This is a genomic window from Halomonas zincidurans B6 (genome assembly GCF_000731955.1).
GTDB lineage: Bacteria > Pseudomonadota > Gammaproteobacteria > Pseudomonadales > Halomonadaceae > Modicisalibacter > Modicisalibacter zincidurans.
Window position 1 is genome coordinate 1604568 of record NZ_JNCK01000001.1, and the last position, 17825, is coordinate 1622392.

Genomic DNA, 17825 nt, shown 5'->3' on the forward strand with positions numbered 1-17825 from the left:
GCGCGTTATCCCTGAACCAGTCTCATACTTGATAGAAATCGCGATACCAGGCGACGAAACGCGCCACCCCTTCCTCGACCCCGACCGCGGGTCGATAGCCGGTGACCGCGAACAATGCCTCGGTATCCGCCCAGGTCCGTGGCACGTCGCCCGGCTGCATCGGCTGGTAATCGCACTGTGCCGTGCATCCTGTGGCGCTCTCAATCGCGCGGACGAAATCCATCAACGCTACCGGGCTGCCGTGTCCTATGTTGTAGAGCGCGATCGGCGCGCGCCCGCTGTCCGGCACCATGGCCTCGTCGGGCCATTCGGGATGTCCGTCGGGGATCACATCGAGAACCCGCACGACGCCTTCGACGATGTCGTCGATGTAGGTGAAGTCCCGGGACATGTCGCCGTGATTGTAGACCGGCAGTGGCGCCCCTTCGAGGATCGCTCGGGTGAACTTGAACAGCGCCATGTCGGGCCGCCCCCAGGGACCGTAGACGGTAAAGAAGCGCAGGCCGGTGGCGGGCAGGCCATACAGATGCGCATAGGTGTGCGCCATCAGCTCGTTGGATTTCTTGGTCGCCGCGTACAGGCTGATGGGATGATCGACGTTGTCGCACGTCTCGAACGGTACCTTGCCGTTCATCCCGTACACCGAACTCGAGGAGGCATAGACCAGATGCGCGATCTGTTGGTGACGACAGCCTTCCAGCACGTTGAGGTGCCCGATCAGGTTCGATTGCGCATAGACCACCGGGTTTTCCAGCGAATAGCGCACCCCGGCCTGGGCAGCCAGGTGGATCACCCGGTCGAAACGCTCACCGGCAAACAGCCGCTGCATGCCTTTGCTGTCGGCAATGTCGAGTGGCTCGAAGCGTACGTTGGAAAAACCAGCCAGATCGTCGAGTCGCGCCCGCTTCAGGGCAACGTCGTAGTACTCGTTGAGATTGTCGATGCCGACGATGGCATGCCCATCCTCGGCCAATCGTTTGGCGACAGCATGGCCTATAAAGCCTGCCATGCCGGTAATCAGAATGTTCATGAACCTTCCGAATCGCGTGAAAGAGCCGCGTAAAAATTGCACGCACTATATCATGCCAGCTTCCTTCAGGGGGTTGGCGGCATTACCCCTGCGCTAGGGCTTGTGACGATAGGCGGCGATGGCCCCTATCAGTCCCAGCATCAGCAACGCCAGGGCCGCCACGCCGAGATAACCCAAGGCTGTGTCGAAGGCGGCCAAGCGTGAATCGTCGGCAACTCCCTGCCGGGACTGCTGGAGTCCATACAAGGCTAACTGCCCCGCGCCGACCATCAAGGCAAGAAGCAGGCCCAGCGGCAGGCACGACACCAATCCCGGGGGTATCGGTATGCCTGGCAGACGAAATCGTCTGCGCGGTTCGGTCTTGCGAGGATTGCTGCTCGCCGCGCGGCGCGATCTCGCCGTGCCGCCGCCGGCCTGGCGGGGTTGGCGCTTCTGACGCGGCTTGCGCGTCGCCGGGCCCATCTTGGCGCTCCCCTTCTTGCCGATCCCGGTACGGCGAGCGCCCGAGAACAGCCCGCTCACGGCCGTTATCGACAGCAACGCCACCAGCAGGAATAGCGATGTAAAGAAAACCAGTGCGGCCATCACCTCTCCCTTGTTGCAAAGCCCATTCGTCCACTCACCTGCACCCAGGCCTGTCTGCGAGCGATCCATCTGGGTCGGGCACCCTGACAAGCCTCATGATGACGTTAGCGAGGCAAGCTCAAAAGCCGCTCGGCCATTTCCACGAAACCCTCGCCATGACTGGCGCTGCAAAGCCACCGCGGGCGCGCCTGCATGGCTCCAAGATGTGCAGCGATGTTCGCGACACCGACCGAAGCGGGATAGTTGCGAAATAACGACTCGTCGTTGGGTGCATCGCCTATGAACAGCACTCGCCGACGCTGCTCAGCGATTGACAATCCGAAGTCCTGCTCGAGCACCCGCATGGCCATGCTGGCCTTGTCATGCTCGCCGAACCAGGCGTTCACGTGTATCGAGCTGGCACGAGCGCTTGCCCCACCCTTGCGCATGGTGTCGACCAGGCGCTCGATTGCCTCACGACCCAGCGATGGCACTACATCCTGCGCGTGGTCGATCGCCACGTCGGCCAGGCGGTAAGGCTGGTCGGCGGCCAAGCGCGCCTGCGGCACGGCAGCCAATGCCTGCCCGGCCAATTCCAGCAGGCGCCGCTGCTCGTCGCGCAACTGCTCGCGAGGCCGGACGAAGCATTGATCGAGCCCGCCACCGGGGGTCTTGCGAAAGCGCAAGGCGCCGCTCTCGCCGATCACCGCCGCCACCGGCCAGGCACGCACGATATGATCGCACCACCCCGCGCAGCCCCCCGTGACCGGCACGACATGGATACCGCCATCCTCGAGTCGCTCCATGGCCGCCAGGGTGGCCGCATCGAGCCGCCCGTGGCGGGTCAGCGTATCGTCGACATCGGTCAACACCACTTCGATCGGCTGCAGTGCATCGCTATCGGCGTCCTGCAATCGCTGCATCGTTTACTCCTCATGGCCCGTTCATCGCCAACCCTGGCTGCGCAAGAAAGTCTTTTAGCGCGCGCCAGAAGCGAGGCCGGGGGCGAATTCGCCCCCGGCCTCGCTTCTGGCCATCCTTCGTTCGAGCCGATCATTCCTTGCCAAAGCATTCATTCCGAGCTATACGACCGACTGCCGGCACCCTCACTCCAGGCCGGCCCCCTTGAGCTCGGCGGCAAAGGAATGTGCCACCCGATTCAACTGAATCGGATCGACGCCGGGCAGCATCCTGCGCAGCTCGCCAAACAGGCTCTCGGCCGTATCGTGGCGCCCCGAATAGATGAGCAGAAAAAGGTAATGCTCGATCTGTGAGTCGCTGTAAACGACCGCATCGCGCTTTGCCCGATCTTTCCTGGTATTGATTCTCTGAATTGCCATCGCCCCGCCTAAGCTTGCCTTCGTCCCATTCGGTCGCGAATCGTGCGGCCACCATCACGATTCGAACGTTCCAACGCAAGCATACAACGTTCATCAACCTCCGGTTCATGAATCTTCGGGGGCATGAATGATCAATTCGACACGCCGGTTGGCGGCCCTACCCTCGGCCGTGGCATTGGACTCGAGAGGCTGCGTGTCGGCATAGCCCACCGAGCGCAGCCGCTGGGGATCGATTCCCGCCGCGACCAGGTAACGCAGGATCGCCGTCGCGCGAGCGCTGGAGAGCTCCCAATTGGACGGATAACGCTCGGTATTGATCGGTACGCTGTCGGTATGCCCCTCGACCGACACCGTGCCTTCGTACTGGTCGAGCAGCGACACCAGGCCCTGCACCATCTCCTGGCCGGGATCGGTCAATTCGGCGTCACCCGAGCCGAACAATAGATGGTCCTGGATGCGCAGGTTGATGCCGCCCTTGATCCGCGACACCTCGACACCGTCGATCACCGGCAAGGGCTTGGGCACCTTCAATTGCCACTCGCCGGCGACCTGAATGGCCGCCGCCTGGGCGCTGCCGCTGATCCAGCGCGTAGCGGCTATCGCCTGTGCGGCCTGGCGAGCATCGGGATGAATTTGCGGCAACACGGGAACCTGCGGCACCAGCATGCTCCGCCCGGCAAGGCGCTGAGCGGCCGCCAGCGCATCGCGGCTCAATGCCGGCGGCGCGAGCAGTGCCCCCAGGCGCACCCCGAGCGGCGCGGGCAACGGCCGCGTAGCGGCGATTGACCGCGCCGTCACGCTGCGCGCGACATCGATCGCCTCGGTGGAAATCCGGGCACTCGCCGGCGTTTGCGCAGGCACATTCGCCGCCAGGGCGCCACGCACGGCGCCCGCCCAATCCCTCGCCTGGCCACTGACCGTCAGCAACAGCACGAACAGCGCCACCAGCAGCGTCATGATGTCCATGTAACTGATCATCCAGCCCTCGCCATCGCGCTCCTCGGTACGCAGGGAGAGCAGGCGCTCGTGGTGGTGGCCGTCGCGATGACTCTCAAGCATTGGCGTTCGCGCCCTGTTGCGGCTCGGCCAGCGACTTGCGGACCGGGTCGCGGATCTCATCCTGATAACTGGCCATGAACGAGTTGAGCGTTTCCTCGATGAACGACGGCAATCGGCGCTTGGAAATCAGCGCCACGCCCTCGAGCACCATGTTCATGGCGATCAGACGCTGCTCGGTGCGGCGCTCGAGCTTCACCGCGATGGGCTTGCATACCAGATTGGCGAGCAGGATGCCGTAGAACGTGGAGAGCAGGGCCACCGCCATGCGCGGGCCGATGGTGGCAATATCGCCGACCTGCATCACCTCGAGCATGTTGACCAGCCCCACCAGCGTACCGATCATGCCAAAGGCCGGCGCATAGGCCGCCATGGTCCGGAATATCTGCGCCTCGGCCAGTTCCCGTGCCTTGAGACGGGCGATTCGCCAGCGCAGCAGGTCGGTGATCTCCGATTCGCGGGTATTGTCGATGACCAGCTGAACGCCGGTCCGCAGAAAAGGGTTGCGAGTCTGTTCCAGTGCGCGCTCGACCGAGCGGATGTCGCCCTTGAACCACAGCCGCGCCATGTCCACCAGCTCGCGCGTATCATCCTCGACGTAACTGTCCTCGCGGCGGAAGACCACGCCGACGAGTCGCACCACGCGAATGACTTCGCGCAGCGGGTAACTGATGAACGTCGCCGCCAGCGTGCCGGCGAGGACGATCGCCAACCCCGGCAGGTTGACGAAGCTCATCGCCGTGTCCGCGCTCAGCAGCACGACGCTGGCCAGCAGCAGCACGCTGGCGGCTATGCCTATCAGGGTAGAAACATTCATGAACGAGTCCGCTCGGAGCCCAGGATGGCCCCATGATAGCGGCGGATCGCGGAGGCAAAGCCATGAAAAAGGGCTACAAATCGGGTTGTTCATGCCTTCAATCGCACATCCCTCTACGCGCTACGATGCGATGGCGGCGGCGCCTGCCTTCACTACCGGCGGAGCTTCACAGCGGCTTGATGTCGATCACATGGCCAATGATACGATAGCCGGCCTTGTGCGCCGCCTTCTCGGCTTGAAGTTGCGCTTCGAGTCTGGAGATGCTCGTCGACTGGTGCTCGAAGACGGTATCCCACTCAAGCGGCTTGTTGCGGACCGCGAGCTTGACGATATACCCAGTCTTGATTGAACTGCCCTTTGCGGGCGTACGCTTGGTCCTGAAAGCCAGTCCACCGACGCGATCTTCCGTCGCCCTTTCGCGTTGTGGCTTGCTGGCCGTTGGGCCAAGAAACGCATTGATTTCTCGCCGCATGCTCTGTTCGAACTCGTCTAGCTCTGTTGCCATTGATTCACTTACCTTTTTGCGTCTGATTCGCGCACGGTAGCATGTTCACCACCCAGTCCGGCACATAGGCCCCACTCCTGAGCGCGCATTGATGCAGCTGGCCCAGCACGCTGGCCATACCCACGGACAACGCCGACTGGCTGGCGATCGCTAATCTAGCTTGAATGCTTGGGGTTAAATGCTTTCATTGATGAGCGTAATAATTCATGGACAATAATCGGGAAACCGTACTGGAGAACGAGGCCTGGCTTGCGCAGCACAAGCCAATCGCTGCACGTCGCGACATGCTTTACCGCGAAGGGCAATGAATGAGAGCACCCGCGGGAACGCACATGGAAAGGCTTGAAATACCGGGCCGAGAATCAGCCCGGGCAACGCCAAGCGCTCGTTTGACACGATTACGCTGTAAAAGTTCAGTCTTCAGTGCGCACGAGCCAGGACTCGACGGTATCGGCACCGTGCTCATCCTTCCAGACCTTGAGCCTCTTATGATTGCCGCCACGGGTTTCGACGACTTCACCGGTATGCGGGTTCTTGTAGATTTTCAACTTGCGCTTACGGCGACCGCTAGTGCTGGCCGCGTTCGACTTGCTGGCGGAGCCGGAGTCTTGCGGCTTGGGATCGAGCATGTCGATCACGTCGCTGGCGCTCTTGTTGAACTCTTTCATCAAGGCTTCCAGACGCTCCTTGAAATCGAGTTCGGACTTCAGGCGCTGATCACCTTCAAGCTGCTTCAGCTCGTCGCTCAGCTGCTTGAGCAGCTGCTCTTTCTTCATGTATTCGCTTAACAGTGACATGCGCTACTAGCCTTCCATATGTTTCCGGGATGCCTCTCCATTATCGGCATTACAAAGCTATTTGCCAAGTACCCGATTTACCCTCGTTCAAAACTTTATTTCACTTCCTCAGTAGAGTTGATCAAAGCCGGACTAGCCAACCAGCCAAACAGAACCAACGGCATGTTGTGTGAATGTAAAGTCGACACTACAGAATCCCAGATATGGGCGTGCTGATAATCGTCATTCAGCCCGGCGGCCGGCGCGAGTGTCGAGTCGGTAGCCGGCGAACCGGCATCGCCGAGTGCTGCTGCGGTCCCCACCAGTACGATCGTCGCCAGTTCCGCTGTCATGCAAGGTTCAAGAAAGCGTCGCGGCGCTGAAATCGGCGTCGCGCACCCTGTATTCGGGATCAATTGTTGCCGACAGCCAATGATCCATGATCCAGACAAGGGACACTGTCGTTCAGCGCGCCACGGAAGCAAAGCGCAGGAAGCGCTAAGGGAGCGATCCGGCCAGAGCAGTTGGAGCGCGCGGCAGGAGGCCGTTCAGGGAGAGGGTTTTCTTTAACGCCACGGGGTCCGTCAGGGCTGACCGTGGCGTCTTTGTGCGGGCACAGGGCGTGACAATGGTCGCGTCACACGGCTTGCAGCCAATCGCCATAGGCCGCCAGATCGCTGGCCAGGTCGCCACGCACCAACCGCCGGTAAAGCGCCTGAAGCTCACGGGTGACCGGGCGCTGGTCGGTACGACCGATACGTCGGCCGTCCAGTTCGCGAATCGGCAGGATCTCGGCCGCGGTACCCGTGAAGAACGCCTCATCGGCGGTGTAGAGTTCATCGCGGGTGATGCGCCGCTCGCGCACCGTCATGCCCAGCCGCTCGCGGGCGAGCGCGATCACGCTGTCGCGGGTGATGCCCTGTAAACACGAGGTCACTTCCGGGGTATGCAGCACGCCGTCGCGGACCAGGAAGACGTTCTCGGCCGAGCCCTCGGCGACATAGCCTTCGGGGTCGAGCATCAGCGTCTCGTCGAAGCCCGCCTTGATCGCGGTATTCAACGCCAGCATCGAGTTGACGTAGTGGCCGTTGGTCTTGGCCCGGCACAGGCTGATGTTGACGTGGTGGCGGCTCCATGAAGACGTCAGCACCCGCAAGCCCTGCTCGGCGGCACTCGGCGAAATGTAATGGGCGAGATGCCAGGCGGGAATCATCACATGGGTGCTCAGGCCCTCGGCGCGCAGACCCATGCCTTCGGCGCCCAGGAACACCGTCGGCTTGAGATAGGCATCGCCCAGCGCGTTGCGGCGCAACGCCTCGCGCTGCGCGTCGAGCAGTGCCGGGGCGTCGAAATCGAGCGGAATATCCAAGGCGTGGGCGCTATCCAGCAGCCGACGGACATGCGCATCGGCGCGGAACAGATGCACCCCGTTCGGTCCCTCGTAGGCGCGCACGCCCTCGAAACAGCCCATGCCGTAATGCAAGGTGTGGGTGAGCAGATGCATCCTGGCATCGCGCCACGCCAACCATACGCCATCGAGCCAGAACCAGCCGTCGCGATCACTGATCGACTGCATGTCACCCTCCCCTGAACATTGAACGTCCCAGACGTTGAACGATGCCCGTGGCCGATCACTTGCCGAAGCGCCCCGGGCGAAACGGCGCGATATCCAGCACCGGCATATCGCCATCGATCAACTGAGCGATCAGTTGCGCGCTGCCGGCCGAGAACGTCCAGCCGAAGGTACCGTGGCCGGTGTTGAAATACAGATTGTCGAGCTTGGCCTGGCCGATGATCGGCGGGCCGTCGGGGGTCATCGGTCGAAAGCCGGTCCACGACTCGGCCTGGTCGAGATCGGCGGCCCCGGGAAAGCGCGATTCCACCGCATGGCGGATGGTCGCCAGGCGCGCCTCGGGAATGCGCCGATCGAACTCGTCCAGCTCGACGAAACCGGTGGCCCGCAGGCGATCGCCCAGGCGCGTCGCCACGACCTTGTAGCGATCGTCGATCACCGTCGAGCGCGGCGCCCGTTCCGGGTCCTTGATCGGCGCCGTCAACGAATAGCCCTTGACCGGGTAGATCGGCAGCTTGACGCCGAGCGCCTCAGCCAGCCCCGGCGACTGGCAACCGGCCGAGACCACCAGCGCATCCACTTCCAGCGTCTCGCCTTCGCTCAATGAGGCCGCGGTCGTCGGCACCAGTTGCAGGGCGCTTACCACGCCACGCTCGCGCACGATGTCACGCACCTCGCTGGCATAGCGGAAGGTGACGCCGAGCCGCTCGCACTCGGCGGCCAGCGCCTGGGTAAAGCGCTGGCAGTCCCCCGTGCCGTCGCCGGGCAACCGCAACGCACCGACCAGCGGCGCATCACCGCGCAACCCGGGCTCGACCTCGGCCAGCCCCTCGGGCGTCAGCCATTGATGATCGATGCCCATCTCGCTGAGCAGTCCCGCGGTGGCCTTGAGCCCTTCGGCGGTCGCGTCGTCGCTGGCCAGGTCGATCAGCCCGCCGTGGCCGCCGTCGAAGGCCAGGTCCAGGTTCTCCTCGAGATCGACAAAGCACTGCCGGCTATACGTGCCCAGGCGCAGCATCGCCCGCTTGTTGGCCTGGAAGACGCCCGGCGCGTTGGCGAAGCGCCAGGTCGCGGTCAGAAAGCGCAGCGTCCACGGCGTCGGCGGCATGCGCATCTTCAGCGGACCGCTGGGCTTGACCAGCCACGGCAGGGCCTTCTTGATCATCGCCGGCGAAGCCCATGGATAGACGTAACCGTAGGAGCGCTGGCCGGCGTTGCCGCGACTGGTTTCGAGTCCGGCGGCGTCGAGGCGCTCGATCACGCTGACCCGATGACCACGACTGACCAGCGCATGCGCGGTCGTCACCCCGACCACCCCGGCACCGATAATGGCGATATGCATGGTCACTCCCTGGCTACTCCGGCGTTTTCAGTAGGTCGGCAACGACGCCATCCGCCGCGTCGAGATCGGCATAGGCGGACCAGCCCCGGCGCCAGTCGTCGATCAACTCGCGCTGGTGCGGCTGCAACGCCTGATAGCCCCAGGCGGCGATCTCGGCGTCCTGCGGATCGGGCACGTCGATAGCGCTGCCGGCCAGCCGGGCGATGACCGCATGCCCGCATAGCGGTACGTAGCCCTCGGAATAGCCGCCCTCGTGGATCATCACCAAGCGTCCTTCGCAGAGCTGCTCGGCCAGTCCCTTGAGCTGTGCAGTCATCGTCGCGAAGGCGCTGCTGTTGAGCAGCATCTTGCCCAACGGGTCCTTGCCGCAGGCGTCAAAGCCGCAGGCGACGACGATCAGCTCGGGGCGAAAAGCCGCCAGCGCCGGCAGCACCAGACGTCGCATGGCGTAATGATAGGCGTCGGTGCCGCAGCCCGGCGGCAGCGGCAGGTTGAGATTGCCGCCGAGTCCCGCTCCTTTACCCTGCTCGTCGAATTCGCCGGTGTCCAGCGGGTAGTTGCCGGCCTGGTGCAGCGAAATCGTCAGCACCTCCGGATCGTCGTAGAACGCCGCCTGGCTGCCATTGCCGTGATGCACATCCCAGTCGAGTATCGCGACCCGCCCCACCTGGCCAAGCGCGCGGGCGCGGCGCACTGCAACCGGGATGTTGCCCAGCAGGCAGAAACCGCGGCCGCGATCGGCCTCGGCGTGGTGCCCGGGTGGGCGGCACAGCGCATAGGCATTGCCCCGTCGCCCCAGCGCGACATCCTCGATGGCGGCGATCGCCAACCCGGCGGACTGCTTCGCCGCCGCCAGGCTGCCGGCGGTATACGGCGCGCAGTCGCCGCCATCGCCCAATCCGCGCCGGCTGCCAGCCTCGAGTTCATCCAGGTAGCGCGGCGCATGGAAACGCTCGAGGTCTTCGCGGCTGGCCGGCGGCGGCTTGCAGACCGCCAGCGCGTCGATCAGCCCCGAGACCTCGAGCAGGTTCTTGAGCCGGCGCTTGCTCTCCGGGCTCTCCGAGGCCGGTTGCGGCTGCAGGAATTCGCCGGGCGCCGCGAACACCCCGATCGCCCCCGGATCGTGCCAGAAGCAGCGCTCGTGCCAGTAGAACCCGGTCGTCTTCGGGCCCGTCATGAAGCGCCCCGTTCGTCCGCCAGACGTTCCCAGACCTCGATCGCCGCGGCCAGATCCTCCAGCGAGGCGCCGACCGACTTGAACACGGTGATCGCCTGGTCGTCGCTGCGTCCGGGCCGTTCGCCGCGCAGCAGCTCGGCCAGCTCGCCGCGGATCGAGGCGAACTCGAAGGCGCCCTCGTCGATCGCCTGGTGAATGTCGCCGGCCTCGCCTTTTGCCCCGGCATAAGTATCGACGAACACTTCGCCACGGGTCAGGCACGCGGCGTCGCTCTCGCGCATGCTCGGCCGAAAGGCGCCGATCAGATCGAGGTGCGCGCCGGGTTTGAGCCATTCGCCACGCACCAGCGGCTCGCTGGAGAGCGTCGCGCAGCTGACGATGTCGGCCTCGCCCACCGCCGCGGCAAGCTCGTCGACCGCCGCGCAGTCGAAGCGTGATGCATACTCCTCGGCCAGCCGCGCCGCCTTCGCCGAATTGCGGCCCCAGATGCGTACCCGCTTGATCGGGCGCACGGCGGCGTGCGCCTCGATCAGCATCGGCGCCAGCTTGCCGGTGCCGATGACCAGCAGCGATTCGGCATCGGCGCGGGCCAGTGCGCGACAGGCCAACGCCGAGGCCGCCGAAGTCCGCCGCCGGGTCAGCTCACCGCCTTCGATGCACGCCAGCGGGCGGCCGTGATCGCCCTCGCAGAGCAGATAGACCCCGGCGATCGCCGGCAGCCCGTGTTCGGCGTTCTGCGGGAACACGTTGACCATCTTCATGCCGATGTAGCCGTCCTTCTCCCACGCCGGCATCAACAACATGGTCGCCTCGCCGTCGCCACGCTGCATCGTGTGATGGTGGCGCGGCGGCGCCTCTACCCCCTCGACGAAACAGCGCGCCAGACGATCGACCAGCGGCACCCAGGGCATCGCCCCGGCCACCTCCTGCGCGGTAATCATGCGCATGTCAGCTCTCCGTCCGGGCCGCCGTCACCATGATCTCGACCTTCCACTCCGGCTTGGCCAGCCGGGCCTCGACACAGGCGCGCACCGGCGGGCGACCCGGCGCGACCCAGGCATCCCAGGCAGCGTTCATGGCGTCGAACTCGGCCATGTCGGTGACCCAGATGGTCGCCGAGAGCATATGGTCCTTGGCCGAGCCGGCCTTTATCAGCTTGGCCTCGATGGTTTCGAGCACCTGGCGGGTCTGGCCCTGCATGTCGGCGCTGGCATCGTGCGGCACCTGGCCGGCCAGATAGACGGTGCCGTTATGCACGGCAGCCTGGCTCATGCGCTGGTTGGCGTCGGCGTATTCGATGGTCATGGCGTGTTCCTTGCTGTCGAATGAAACGATGAACAAAGCGCTGGTTTCCGGCGATGCATGCCGGCTCAGTTGGTGTTGAAACCGCGTAGAAACGCGGCAAGGTTATGCTCCAGACTGGCCGTCGGGTAACCGCCTTCCTGAACCACCACGCAAGGCAGATCGAGCGCGGCCAAGCGTGCGCCGAGCGGCGCGAAGTCAGCGGTTTCCAGGCTCAGTCCGGCCAGCGGGTCGTCCTTGTGGGCATCGAGGCCCAGCGCGATGACCATGGCATTGGGGACGAAGGCTTGCATATCGCCCAGCAGGCACTCGAGGGCATCCAGGAAGACGACTCCATTGCTACCGATAGATAACGGTATATTTAAATTGCAATCCAACCCTTCTCCTTCGCCGCGCTCCTCGGCGCCGCCCCAGAAGAACGGATAGAAACCACTGGGGTCGGCGTGCAGCGAGCCGGTCCAGACATCACCGCGCGCGTAGAAGATGTCCTGGGTGCCATTGCCGTGATGCAGGTCGACATCGACGATGGCGACCCGCGCGAAGCGTTCGCGCAGCACGCTCGCCGCGAGCGCTGAATTGTTGAAAAAGCAGAAACCGCCGGCGCGCTCCGGTCCGGCGTGATGGCCCGGCGGCCGGCACAGCGCATAGGCCGTGTCGTCGCCATCGAGCACCGCCTCGGCGGCGGCCTCGGCGCTCGCCGCGCTGGCCAGGATGCCGGCGAAGCTGTCGGCACCGATCGGGCACGCCATGTCGTGCATGTGCCAGCCGGCCTGGCCGATCGGATGTTCGGGATAGTGATGCCCGCCGCCGGTCGGATGCACGTTGGGCGCAACCCGCTCGGCGGCGCCCGGCAGTGCCTGCCAGCGGGCATGGATGCTCTCGAGGAAGGTCAGGTAGCGCGGCGTGTGGATCCGCATGAGACGCTCGCGCAGGCGCGGCGTACCCGCCGGCTCCGGGGCCCCCCCGGCCCCTCGGGCGATGGCGCCGGCGCGCCCCGTAGCAGGAAAGTCTCCGGGGCATGGCGATCCTGCCGGGGCGAATAGAAGTACTTCATGACCACCTCAATCGAGCAGGCTGGGAATCCAGGTCGACAGCGCCGGGAACAGCGCCAGCAATACCACCACGCTGATGAACGCGGCGTAGAACGGCAGCGAGGCGATGATCGCCCGCTCGTAGGGCACCTGGGCGATCCGCGCCGCGGTCATCAGCGTCATGCCCACCGGCGGCGTGACGTTGGCGATGTTCAGCGTGACGATCATGACGATCGCGAAATGCAGCGGGTCGAAGCCCAGGCTGACCATCGCCGGCACCACCACCGGGCCGATGACCACCAGCGCCGGCAGCACGTCCATCACCGTGCCGATGACGATCAGCAGCAGGCAGACCAGCATGATCTGGACGAAGGCCACGTCGCTCAAGGTGGTGATCAATTCCGCGGCGTCGCGGGCGATCCCCGAGCGGGTGACGAACCAACCGAGCACCGCCGAGGTGGCGAGCAGGAAGAACACCACCCCCGAGAAACGCACCGTGGTGACCAATGCCTCCCACACCTTGCGCAGCGTCAGGTTGCGGTAGAACACGAAGCCGATGGCGATCGCGTAGACCGCGGCGAACCCCGACGCCTCGGTGATGGTGGTCAGCCCCGAGAGGATGCCGCCGAGGATGATCAGCGGCACCAGCAACGCCGGCAGCGCCGAGAGGAAGGCCAGGATCGCCACCTTGAGCGGCGTGGCGCCCTGCTTGGGATAGCCGCGCAGCCACGAGATCACGATGCTGACGACCAGCAGCGCCACGGTCATCAACACGCCGGGCAGGATGCCGCCGGCGAACAGATCGATCACCGAGATGTCCCGAAGCAGCGTGGCGTAGACCACCATCACCACGCTGGGCGGGATGATCGGCCCGATGATCGACGAGCAGGCGGTGATCGCCGCGGCGTACTCGGCGTCGTAGCCCTGCTTCTTCATCTCGGGGATCATGATCTTGCCGATCGCCACGGTATCGGTGATCGCCGCGCCGGTGAGCCCGGCGAAGAACAGCGACACGGTGACATTGACGTGGCTCAGCGCGCCGCGCACGCGGCCCAGCAGCGCATTGTTGAAGGTGATCAGCTTCTGCGTCAATCCGCCCTGGTTCATCAGCTCGGCGGTGAAGATGAAGTACGGCACGGCGATCAGCATGTAGCCGGATACCCCCGAGAACATGCGATCGGCGATGATCCCCACCATCCGCTCGCCGCCCAGCGAATAGACCCCGGCGACCCCAGAGATCGCCATCACCACGGCCACCGGAGCGCCGATCAGCAGCACCACCACGAAGGCTACGATCGCAACGCTCATGTCCGGACCTCCCGGTTGCTGTCCAGTTCGGCGTCATCCCTGTCCGCATCGCCCAACGCCTCGTCGATCAGCGCATTCTCGTCGCTGAAGTGTTCGAGCAGCTCGAAGCCGTAGACCAGGTGCAGCAGGAAGATCAGCCCGGTCAGCGGCACGGTCACCGCCGTCCAGCGATACGAGATCTGGATGTTGTCCGAGACCATGTAGACCTGGGTGGCGTTGAGGAAGTATCCCCAGCCGTACCAGACCATCAGCAGCGCGAAGAACGCCATCACCGCCAGCGTGGCGATCGCCGAAGCCTTGACCAGCGGCGCGGGCAGCAGCCTGACCAGCAGCGTCATCGCCACATGCTCGCCGGAGCGCAGCGCGATGGTGATCGAGATCAGACCGATCCACGGCAGGAACAATCGAGCCAGGGAATAGGTCCAGCTCAGCGCCGATCCGGTGGCCAGGGTATACAGAAAGCCGACGAAGGAGATCGCCAGCATGCCCAGCACACAGCCTACACAGATCACGATGCAGGCCGTGTTGACGACGTCGCTGACACGCCGCGTGGTTGCCAATATCGCCATGGAATCGCCCCGAATGCTGCGCCCGGCAGCCAGGAAAGAGGGAACAACCGGGGTATGGCCCGGTCGTCGTCTAGGCCATCAGCGCTCGGTTACTGACCGTAGCGCTGATACGCCTGCTCGGGCAGCGATTCGCCCAGCGACTCGACTTCGGCAAGCATGTCGTCGACCAGTTGCGCATCCATGCCGTAGTCGTCGACGATCCATGTCTTCCACGCCGGCCGGGCGATCTCGGCCATCTTGGCGCGCTCCTCGGTGGGCATGATGTAACACTCCTTGAACAGCTCGCAGGACTTCTGCCAGCTGGCCGTGGCCAGTGCCGCCGACGCGCCGTGGCTGAGCGTTATCGCCTCGCGGGCCGACTCGGTGATCGCCCGCTGGTACGCTTCCGGCAATTGCTGATACCAGGCCTCGCTGACCACCCAGCTGGCGCTGTTGTAGACGTGGCCGGTGAGCGTGGTGTAGTCGGTGACCTCGTCGAGCCCGTAGGTGGTATTGATCACCGGGGCGTTGAACTGACCGTCGGCAAGGCCGGTTTCCAGCGCGGTGATCAGCTCGCCCCACGGCAGCGGCGTGGCCGAGGCGCCCAGCGCTCGCATGATGGCGACGTGGGCGGGGTTCTCCTCGGTACGAATATTCAGGCCCTTGAGATCGTCGACGGTCTTGATCAGGCGCTCGTTGTTGGTGAAGGCGACGAAGCCGCCGCCGTCATCGAAGGTGCCCAGGTAGCGCATGTCGGCGGCTTCGACGGTGCCCTTCATGAAGTTGGCGAACCACTCGCCGTCGAAGAACGCCCAGGCCTGGCGCCAGTTCTTGAACAAAAACGGCGCGGTGACTACCTGATAGTCACCGTAGAACGACGACATCGCCCCCGAGGTGAGAATCGTCGACTGCAGCGCACGGCCGCCGGCCTGCACCTGCGAGCCGGTCTCCACTTCCGAGCCCAGCTGGCCACCGCCGAAGATCGAGACCGTGACGTCGCCATCGGTACGCGACTCGACCAGCTCCTTGAAGTGCACCAGGGCCGGATAGATGCTGTTGTTGCTCAGGTTTTCGGGAATCAGCGTGGCGATCGCCATCTCGTATTCCTGGGCCTGGGCGGCGGTGCTCAGCGAGATGGCAAGCGGCAGTGCGGCTAGCGCGGCACCGGTAGCGAAGAGATTGTGTAGCGACATGAGGGATTCCTTGCTTGGCTTGTTGTTGTAGCGTTCATCGAGAACGATTGCTACTTAGCCTAGCCAATTACCGCATGTGCAGCTTGCCCGGGGCTCGGCAGTTTTTGCCCGAGACTCTGGAAACGTGCCGCGCGGTATGCGAAAGCGCCACGCCGAGCAGCAGGCGATGGCTGTCGGTGGTGCCTATGCCGCTACGGCTCAATCGGCGGTGGCAATCTCCAGCCCCTCATGGGTGACTTCCGCCACCAGCTCCAGCTCTTCGGGGGTGATCACGTAGGGCGGCATCCAGTAGATCACGTTGCCCAGCGGGCGCAGCATGACGCCACGCGACAGCGCATGACGGAACACCCGCAGCCCGCGCCGCTCACGGAAATCGTAGGGGCTCAAACTCGCCTTGTCCCTGACCATCTCGATCGCCAGAATCATCCCGGTCTGGCGCACGTCGCCGACATGGGCATGCTCGCGCAACGGTGCGGCAAGACGCTCCATCTGGGCGGCTTTACCGCGGTTGGTGGCGATCACGTCGTCCTGTTCGAAGATATCCAGCGTCGCCAAGGCGGCGGCGCAGGCCAGCGGATTGCCGGTATAACTATGGGAATGCAGAAATGCCTTGAGGGTGGCGTAGTCGTCGTAGAACGCGGTATAGACATCATCGCTGGTCATCACCACGGAGAGCGGTAGATAACCGCCGGTCAACGCCTTGGAAAGACACAGGAAGTCGGGTCGAACCCCGGTCTGCTCACAGGCAAAAAGCGTTCCCGTGCGGCCGAAACCGACCGCGACCTCATCGAAGATCAGTTGCACGCCGTAGCGATCGCAGGCTTCGCGCAGCCAGGTCAGGTACTCCGGCGGGTACATGCGCATGCCCCCGGCGCACTGAATCAGCGGTTCGACGATCACCGCCGCCAGCTCGCCGGCATGGCGTTCGAGAGCCCGCTCCATGTGAACGAAGCATGCCCTGGCTTGCTCTACCCACTGCTCTCTTGGCAGGCCGAAACCGTCGGGTGCCGGCACCTTGATCACGTCCAGCAGCAACGGGCGATAGGTATCGGTATAAAGCGCCACGTCCCCTACCGACAGTGCCCCCAACGTCTCGCCATGATAGCCATTGGTGATGGTCAGGAAGCGTCGCTTCTCGGGTCGACCGACATTGCGCCAGTAGTGATAGCTCATCTTGAGCGCAATCTCGATCGCCGACGAGCCGTTGTCGGCATAGAAGCAGTGCCCCAGACCGGTGGGCGCCAGCCGTCCGAGCCTTTCCGAGAGCTCGATCACCGGTCGATGGGTGAAGCCGGATAGGATCACGTGTTCCAGTTCGTCGAGTTGCTGCTTGATGCGCGCGTTGATGCGTTCGTTGGCGTGTCCGAAAATATTGACCCACCAGGAACTGACGATATCCAGGTAGCGCTTGCCTTCGAAATCCTCCAGCCAGACGCCCTTGCCGCGCCGGATCGGCACGACCGGTAGGGTCTCGTGATCCTTCATCTGCGTACAGGGATGCCACAAACTGGCGAGATCCCGCTGCATCCAGTCGTCATTGCGATTCATGGGTCTTCCGTGGCGGTGTTGCGTGGATTAGCGGTTCGAGTTCGAGCCAGTCGGCGGCCCGTTCGGGTGCAGGCGTCGCTAGCCAGGGCACGACGCCCAGGCAGGGCACGCCGCCCTCCTCGCCGAGCCAGCCGGCCAGCGAGTCCAGGTTTTCTTCCCGACGCGGCATGCGGGGATCGATCCCGTTGGCCACCCACCCCGCCACCGGCAGCCCATCATGCCGGATCGCTTCCAGTGTCAGCCGGGCATGATTGATCGCCCCCAGCCGTACGCCGACCACAACTATTACCGGCAGCGCCAGGGCGACGGCGAGATCCGACAGCGACTCGCGTTCATTGAGCGGTACCCGCCAGCCACCGGCACCTTCGATCAAAGTCAGGTCGGCCTCGCGCGCCAGCAGGGCCCGCATGGGCGCTGCCAGCGCGGATACCGAGAGCGCGACGTTGGCTTCCGCGGCAGCGATGTGCGGCGCTATCGCCGGTTCGAAGGCGACCGGATTGATCGTGTCGTAGTCCAGCGCCGGCCGGCATTGCGCCTGAATCGCCAGCGCATCGGCATTGCGCAATCCCTCCACCGTCCGCTCGCAGCCGGAAGCGACCGGCTTGCCACCGGCGGTGGTCAATCCTTGGTGCCGGGCGGCAGCCAACAGGCCGCTGGTCACGAGGGTCTTGCCGGCATCGGTGTCGGTGCCGGTAATGAAGAATGCCTTGGGCAT

The 17825-nt window shown here is 64.4% G+C and carries 18 protein-coding genes and 2 pseudogenes; all 20 read right to left on the minus strand.

All coding sequences use genetic code 11. The features are described 5' to 3' along the window. Nucleotides 1–22: 22 nt before the first annotated feature. A complete protein-coding gene (locus HALZIN_RS0107455) occupies nt 23–1030 on the minus strand; it encodes an NAD-dependent epimerase (protein WP_031383603.1) in 1008 nt (335 codons plus the stop codon). A gap of 93 nt (nt 1031–1123) precedes the next feature. Next, the gene (locus HALZIN_RS0107460) at nt 1124–1615 is read right to left on the minus strand and encodes a hypothetical protein (protein WP_031383604.1); all 492 of its coding nucleotides are present in this window, start codon (nt 1613–1615) and stop codon (nt 1124–1126) included. Nucleotides 1616–1719: 104 nt separating this feature from the next. Further along, the gene (locus HALZIN_RS0107465; protein ID WP_031383605.1) at nt 1720–2517 is read right to left on the minus strand and encodes an HAD-IIB family hydrolase; all 798 of its coding nucleotides are present in this window, start codon (nt 2515–2517) and stop codon (nt 1720–1722) included. A 183-nt stretch (nt 2518–2700) separates the two neighbouring features. After that, complete coding sequence (locus HALZIN_RS0107470) at nt 2701–2934, minus strand: hypothetical protein (RefSeq protein WP_031383606.1); 234 nt, start codon at nt 2932–2934, stop codon at nt 2701–2703. Nucleotides 2935–3039: 105 nt separating this feature from the next. Next, a complete protein-coding gene (locus HALZIN_RS16805; protein ID WP_035575225.1) occupies nt 3040–3993 on the minus strand; it encodes an OmpA family protein in 954 nt (317 codons plus the stop codon). Continuing rightward, nucleotides 3986–4807: a motility protein A gene (locus HALZIN_RS0107480; protein ID WP_035575227.1), complete on the minus strand. Its 822-nt coding sequence runs from the start codon at nt 4805–4807 to the stop codon at nt 3986–3988. Before HALZIN_RS0107480 ends, HALZIN_RS16805 begins: the two co-directional genes overlap by 8 nt. Before the next feature lie 166 nt (nt 4808–4973). Continuing rightward, nucleotides 4974–5312 (minus strand): hypothetical protein, encoded by a 339-nt coding sequence (locus HALZIN_RS0107485; RefSeq protein WP_031383609.1) that lies wholly within the window; start codon nt 5310–5312, stop codon nt 4974–4976. Nucleotides 5313–5725: 413 nt separating this feature from the next. Further along, on the minus strand, nt 5726–6109 hold the full coding sequence (locus HALZIN_RS0107490) for a histone-like nucleoid-structuring protein, MvaT/MvaU family (RefSeq protein ID WP_031383610.1): 384 nt from the start codon (nt 6107–6109) through the stop codon (nt 5726–5728). 95 nt (nt 6110–6204) lie between these two features. Further along, a pseudogene (locus HALZIN_RS0107495) lies at nt 6205–6429 on the minus strand (Na+/H+ antiporter NhaC family protein); the annotation flags it as partial. Between the two features lie 296 nt (nt 6430–6725). After that, nucleotides 6726–7664 (minus strand): branched-chain amino acid transaminase, encoded by a 939-nt coding sequence (locus HALZIN_RS0107500; RefSeq protein ID WP_031383612.1) that lies wholly within the window; start codon nt 7662–7664, stop codon nt 6726–6728. A gap of 55 nt (nt 7665–7719) precedes the next feature. Next, entirely contained in the window at nt 7720–9003 is a 1284-nt protein-coding gene (locus tag HALZIN_RS0107505) for a D-amino acid dehydrogenase (RefSeq protein WP_031383613.1), read from the minus strand. Nucleotides 9004–9016: 13 nt separating this feature from the next. Then, a complete protein-coding gene (locus tag HALZIN_RS0107510; RefSeq protein ID WP_035575230.1) occupies nt 9017–10180 on the minus strand; it encodes a class II histone deacetylase in 1164 nt (387 codons plus the stop codon). Beyond that, nucleotides 10177–11127: a bifunctional Delta(1)-pyrroline-2-carboxylate/Delta(1)-piperideine-2-carboxylate reductase gene (lhpI, locus tag HALZIN_RS0107515; protein ID WP_031383615.1), complete on the minus strand. Its 951-nt coding sequence runs from the start codon at nt 11125–11127 to the stop codon at nt 10177–10179. Before lhpI ends, HALZIN_RS0107510 begins: the two co-directional genes overlap by 4 nt. A gap of 1 nt (nt 11128) precedes the next feature. After that, on the minus strand, nt 11129–11485 hold the full coding sequence (locus HALZIN_RS0107520; protein ID WP_031383616.1) for a RidA family protein: 357 nt from the start codon (nt 11483–11485) through the stop codon (nt 11129–11131). A 65-nt stretch (nt 11486–11550) separates the two neighbouring features. Next, nucleotides 11551–12536 (minus strand): annotated as a pseudogene (locus tag HALZIN_RS16810) (histone deacetylase family protein). A gap of 7 nt (nt 12537–12543) precedes the next feature. Beyond that, on the minus strand, nt 12544–13821 hold the full coding sequence (locus HALZIN_RS0107530; protein ID WP_031383617.1) for a TRAP transporter large permease: 1278 nt from the start codon (nt 13819–13821) through the stop codon (nt 12544–12546). Further along, nucleotides 13818–14390, minus strand: coding sequence for a TRAP transporter small permease (locus HALZIN_RS0107535; RefSeq protein ID WP_031383618.1), 573 nt, complete (start codon nt 14388–14390; stop codon nt 13818–13820). Before HALZIN_RS0107535 ends, HALZIN_RS0107530 begins: the two co-directional genes overlap by 4 nt. A gap of 89 nt (nt 14391–14479) precedes the next feature. Beyond that, complete coding sequence (locus HALZIN_RS0107540) at nt 14480–15562, minus strand: TRAP transporter substrate-binding protein (protein ID WP_031383619.1); 1083 nt, start codon at nt 15560–15562, stop codon at nt 14480–14482. Nucleotides 15563–15760: 198 nt separating this feature from the next. Then, on the minus strand, nt 15761–17110 hold the full coding sequence (locus tag HALZIN_RS0107545) for an adenosylmethionine--8-amino-7-oxononanoate transaminase (protein WP_035575233.1): 1350 nt from the start codon (nt 17108–17110) through the stop codon (nt 15761–15763). Further along, nucleotides 17097–17825, minus strand: coding sequence for a dethiobiotin synthase (gene bioD, locus HALZIN_RS0107550; RefSeq protein ID WP_031383621.1), 729 nt, complete (start codon nt 17823–17825; stop codon nt 17097–17099). The genes HALZIN_RS0107545 and bioD overlap by 14 nt, the downstream gene beginning before the upstream one ends.

Coding starts and splice junctions, on each gene's coding strand:
- HALZIN_RS0107530 (WP_031383617.1), bottom strand. CDS start 13,821: ATGAGCGTTGCGATCGTAGCCTTCGTGGTGGTGCTGCTGATCGGCGCT.
- HALZIN_RS16805 (WP_035575225.1), bottom strand. CDS start 3,993: ATGCTTGAGAGTCATCGCGACGGCCACCACCACGAGCGCCTGCTCTCC.
- HALZIN_RS0107460 (WP_031383604.1), bottom strand. CDS start 1,615: ATGGCCGCACTGGTTTTCTTTACATCGCTATTCCTGCTGGTGGCGTTG.
- HALZIN_RS0107505 (WP_031383613.1), bottom strand. CDS start 9,003: ATGCATATCGCCATTATCGGTGCCGGGGTGGTCGGGGTGACGACCGCG.
- HALZIN_RS0107490 (WP_031383610.1), bottom strand. CDS start 6,109: ATGTCACTGTTAAGCGAATACATGAAGAAAGAGCAGCTGCTCAAGCAG.
- HALZIN_RS0107485 (WP_031383609.1), bottom strand. CDS start 5,312: ATGGCAACAGAGCTAGACGAGTTCGAACAGAGCATGCGGCGAGAAATC.
- HALZIN_RS0107540 (WP_031383619.1), bottom strand. CDS start 15,562: ATGTCGCTACACAATCTCTTCGCTACCGGTGCCGCGCTAGCCGCACTG.
- HALZIN_RS0107500 (WP_031383612.1), bottom strand. CDS start 7,664: ATGCAGTCGATCAGTGATCGCGACGGCTGGTTCTGGCTCGATGGCGTA.
- HALZIN_RS0107545 (WP_035575233.1), bottom strand. CDS start 17,110: ATGAATCGCAATGACGACTGGATGCAGCGGGATCTCGCCAGTTTGTGG.
- bioD (WP_031383621.1), bottom strand. CDS start 17,825: ATGCCCAAGGCATTCTTCATTACCGGCACCGACACCGATGCCGGCAAG.
- HALZIN_RS0107455 (WP_031383603.1), bottom strand. CDS start 1,030: ATGAACATTCTGATTACCGGCATGGCAGGCTTTATAGGCCATGCTGTC.
- HALZIN_RS0107470 (WP_031383606.1), bottom strand. CDS start 2,934: ATGGCAATTCAGAGAATCAATACCAGGAAAGATCGGGCAAAGCGCGAT.
- HALZIN_RS0107510 (WP_035575230.1), bottom strand. CDS start 10,180: ATGACGGGCCCGAAGACGACCGGGTTCTACTGGCACGAGCGCTGCTTC.
- HALZIN_RS0107520 (WP_031383616.1), bottom strand. CDS start 11,485: ATGACCATCGAATACGCCGACGCCAACCAGCGCATGAGCCAGGCTGCC.
- lhpI (WP_031383615.1), bottom strand. CDS start 11,127: ATGCGCATGATTACCGCGCAGGAGGTGGCCGGGGCGATGCCCTGGGTG.
- HALZIN_RS0107465 (WP_031383605.1), bottom strand. CDS start 2,517: ATGCAGCGATTGCAGGACGCCGATAGCGATGCACTGCAGCCGATCGAA.
- HALZIN_RS0107535 (WP_031383618.1), bottom strand. CDS start 14,390: ATGGCGATATTGGCAACCACGCGGCGTGTCAGCGACGTCGTCAACACG.
- HALZIN_RS0107480 (WP_035575227.1), bottom strand. CDS start 4,807: ATGAATGTTTCTACCCTGATAGGCATAGCCGCCAGCGTGCTGCTGCTG.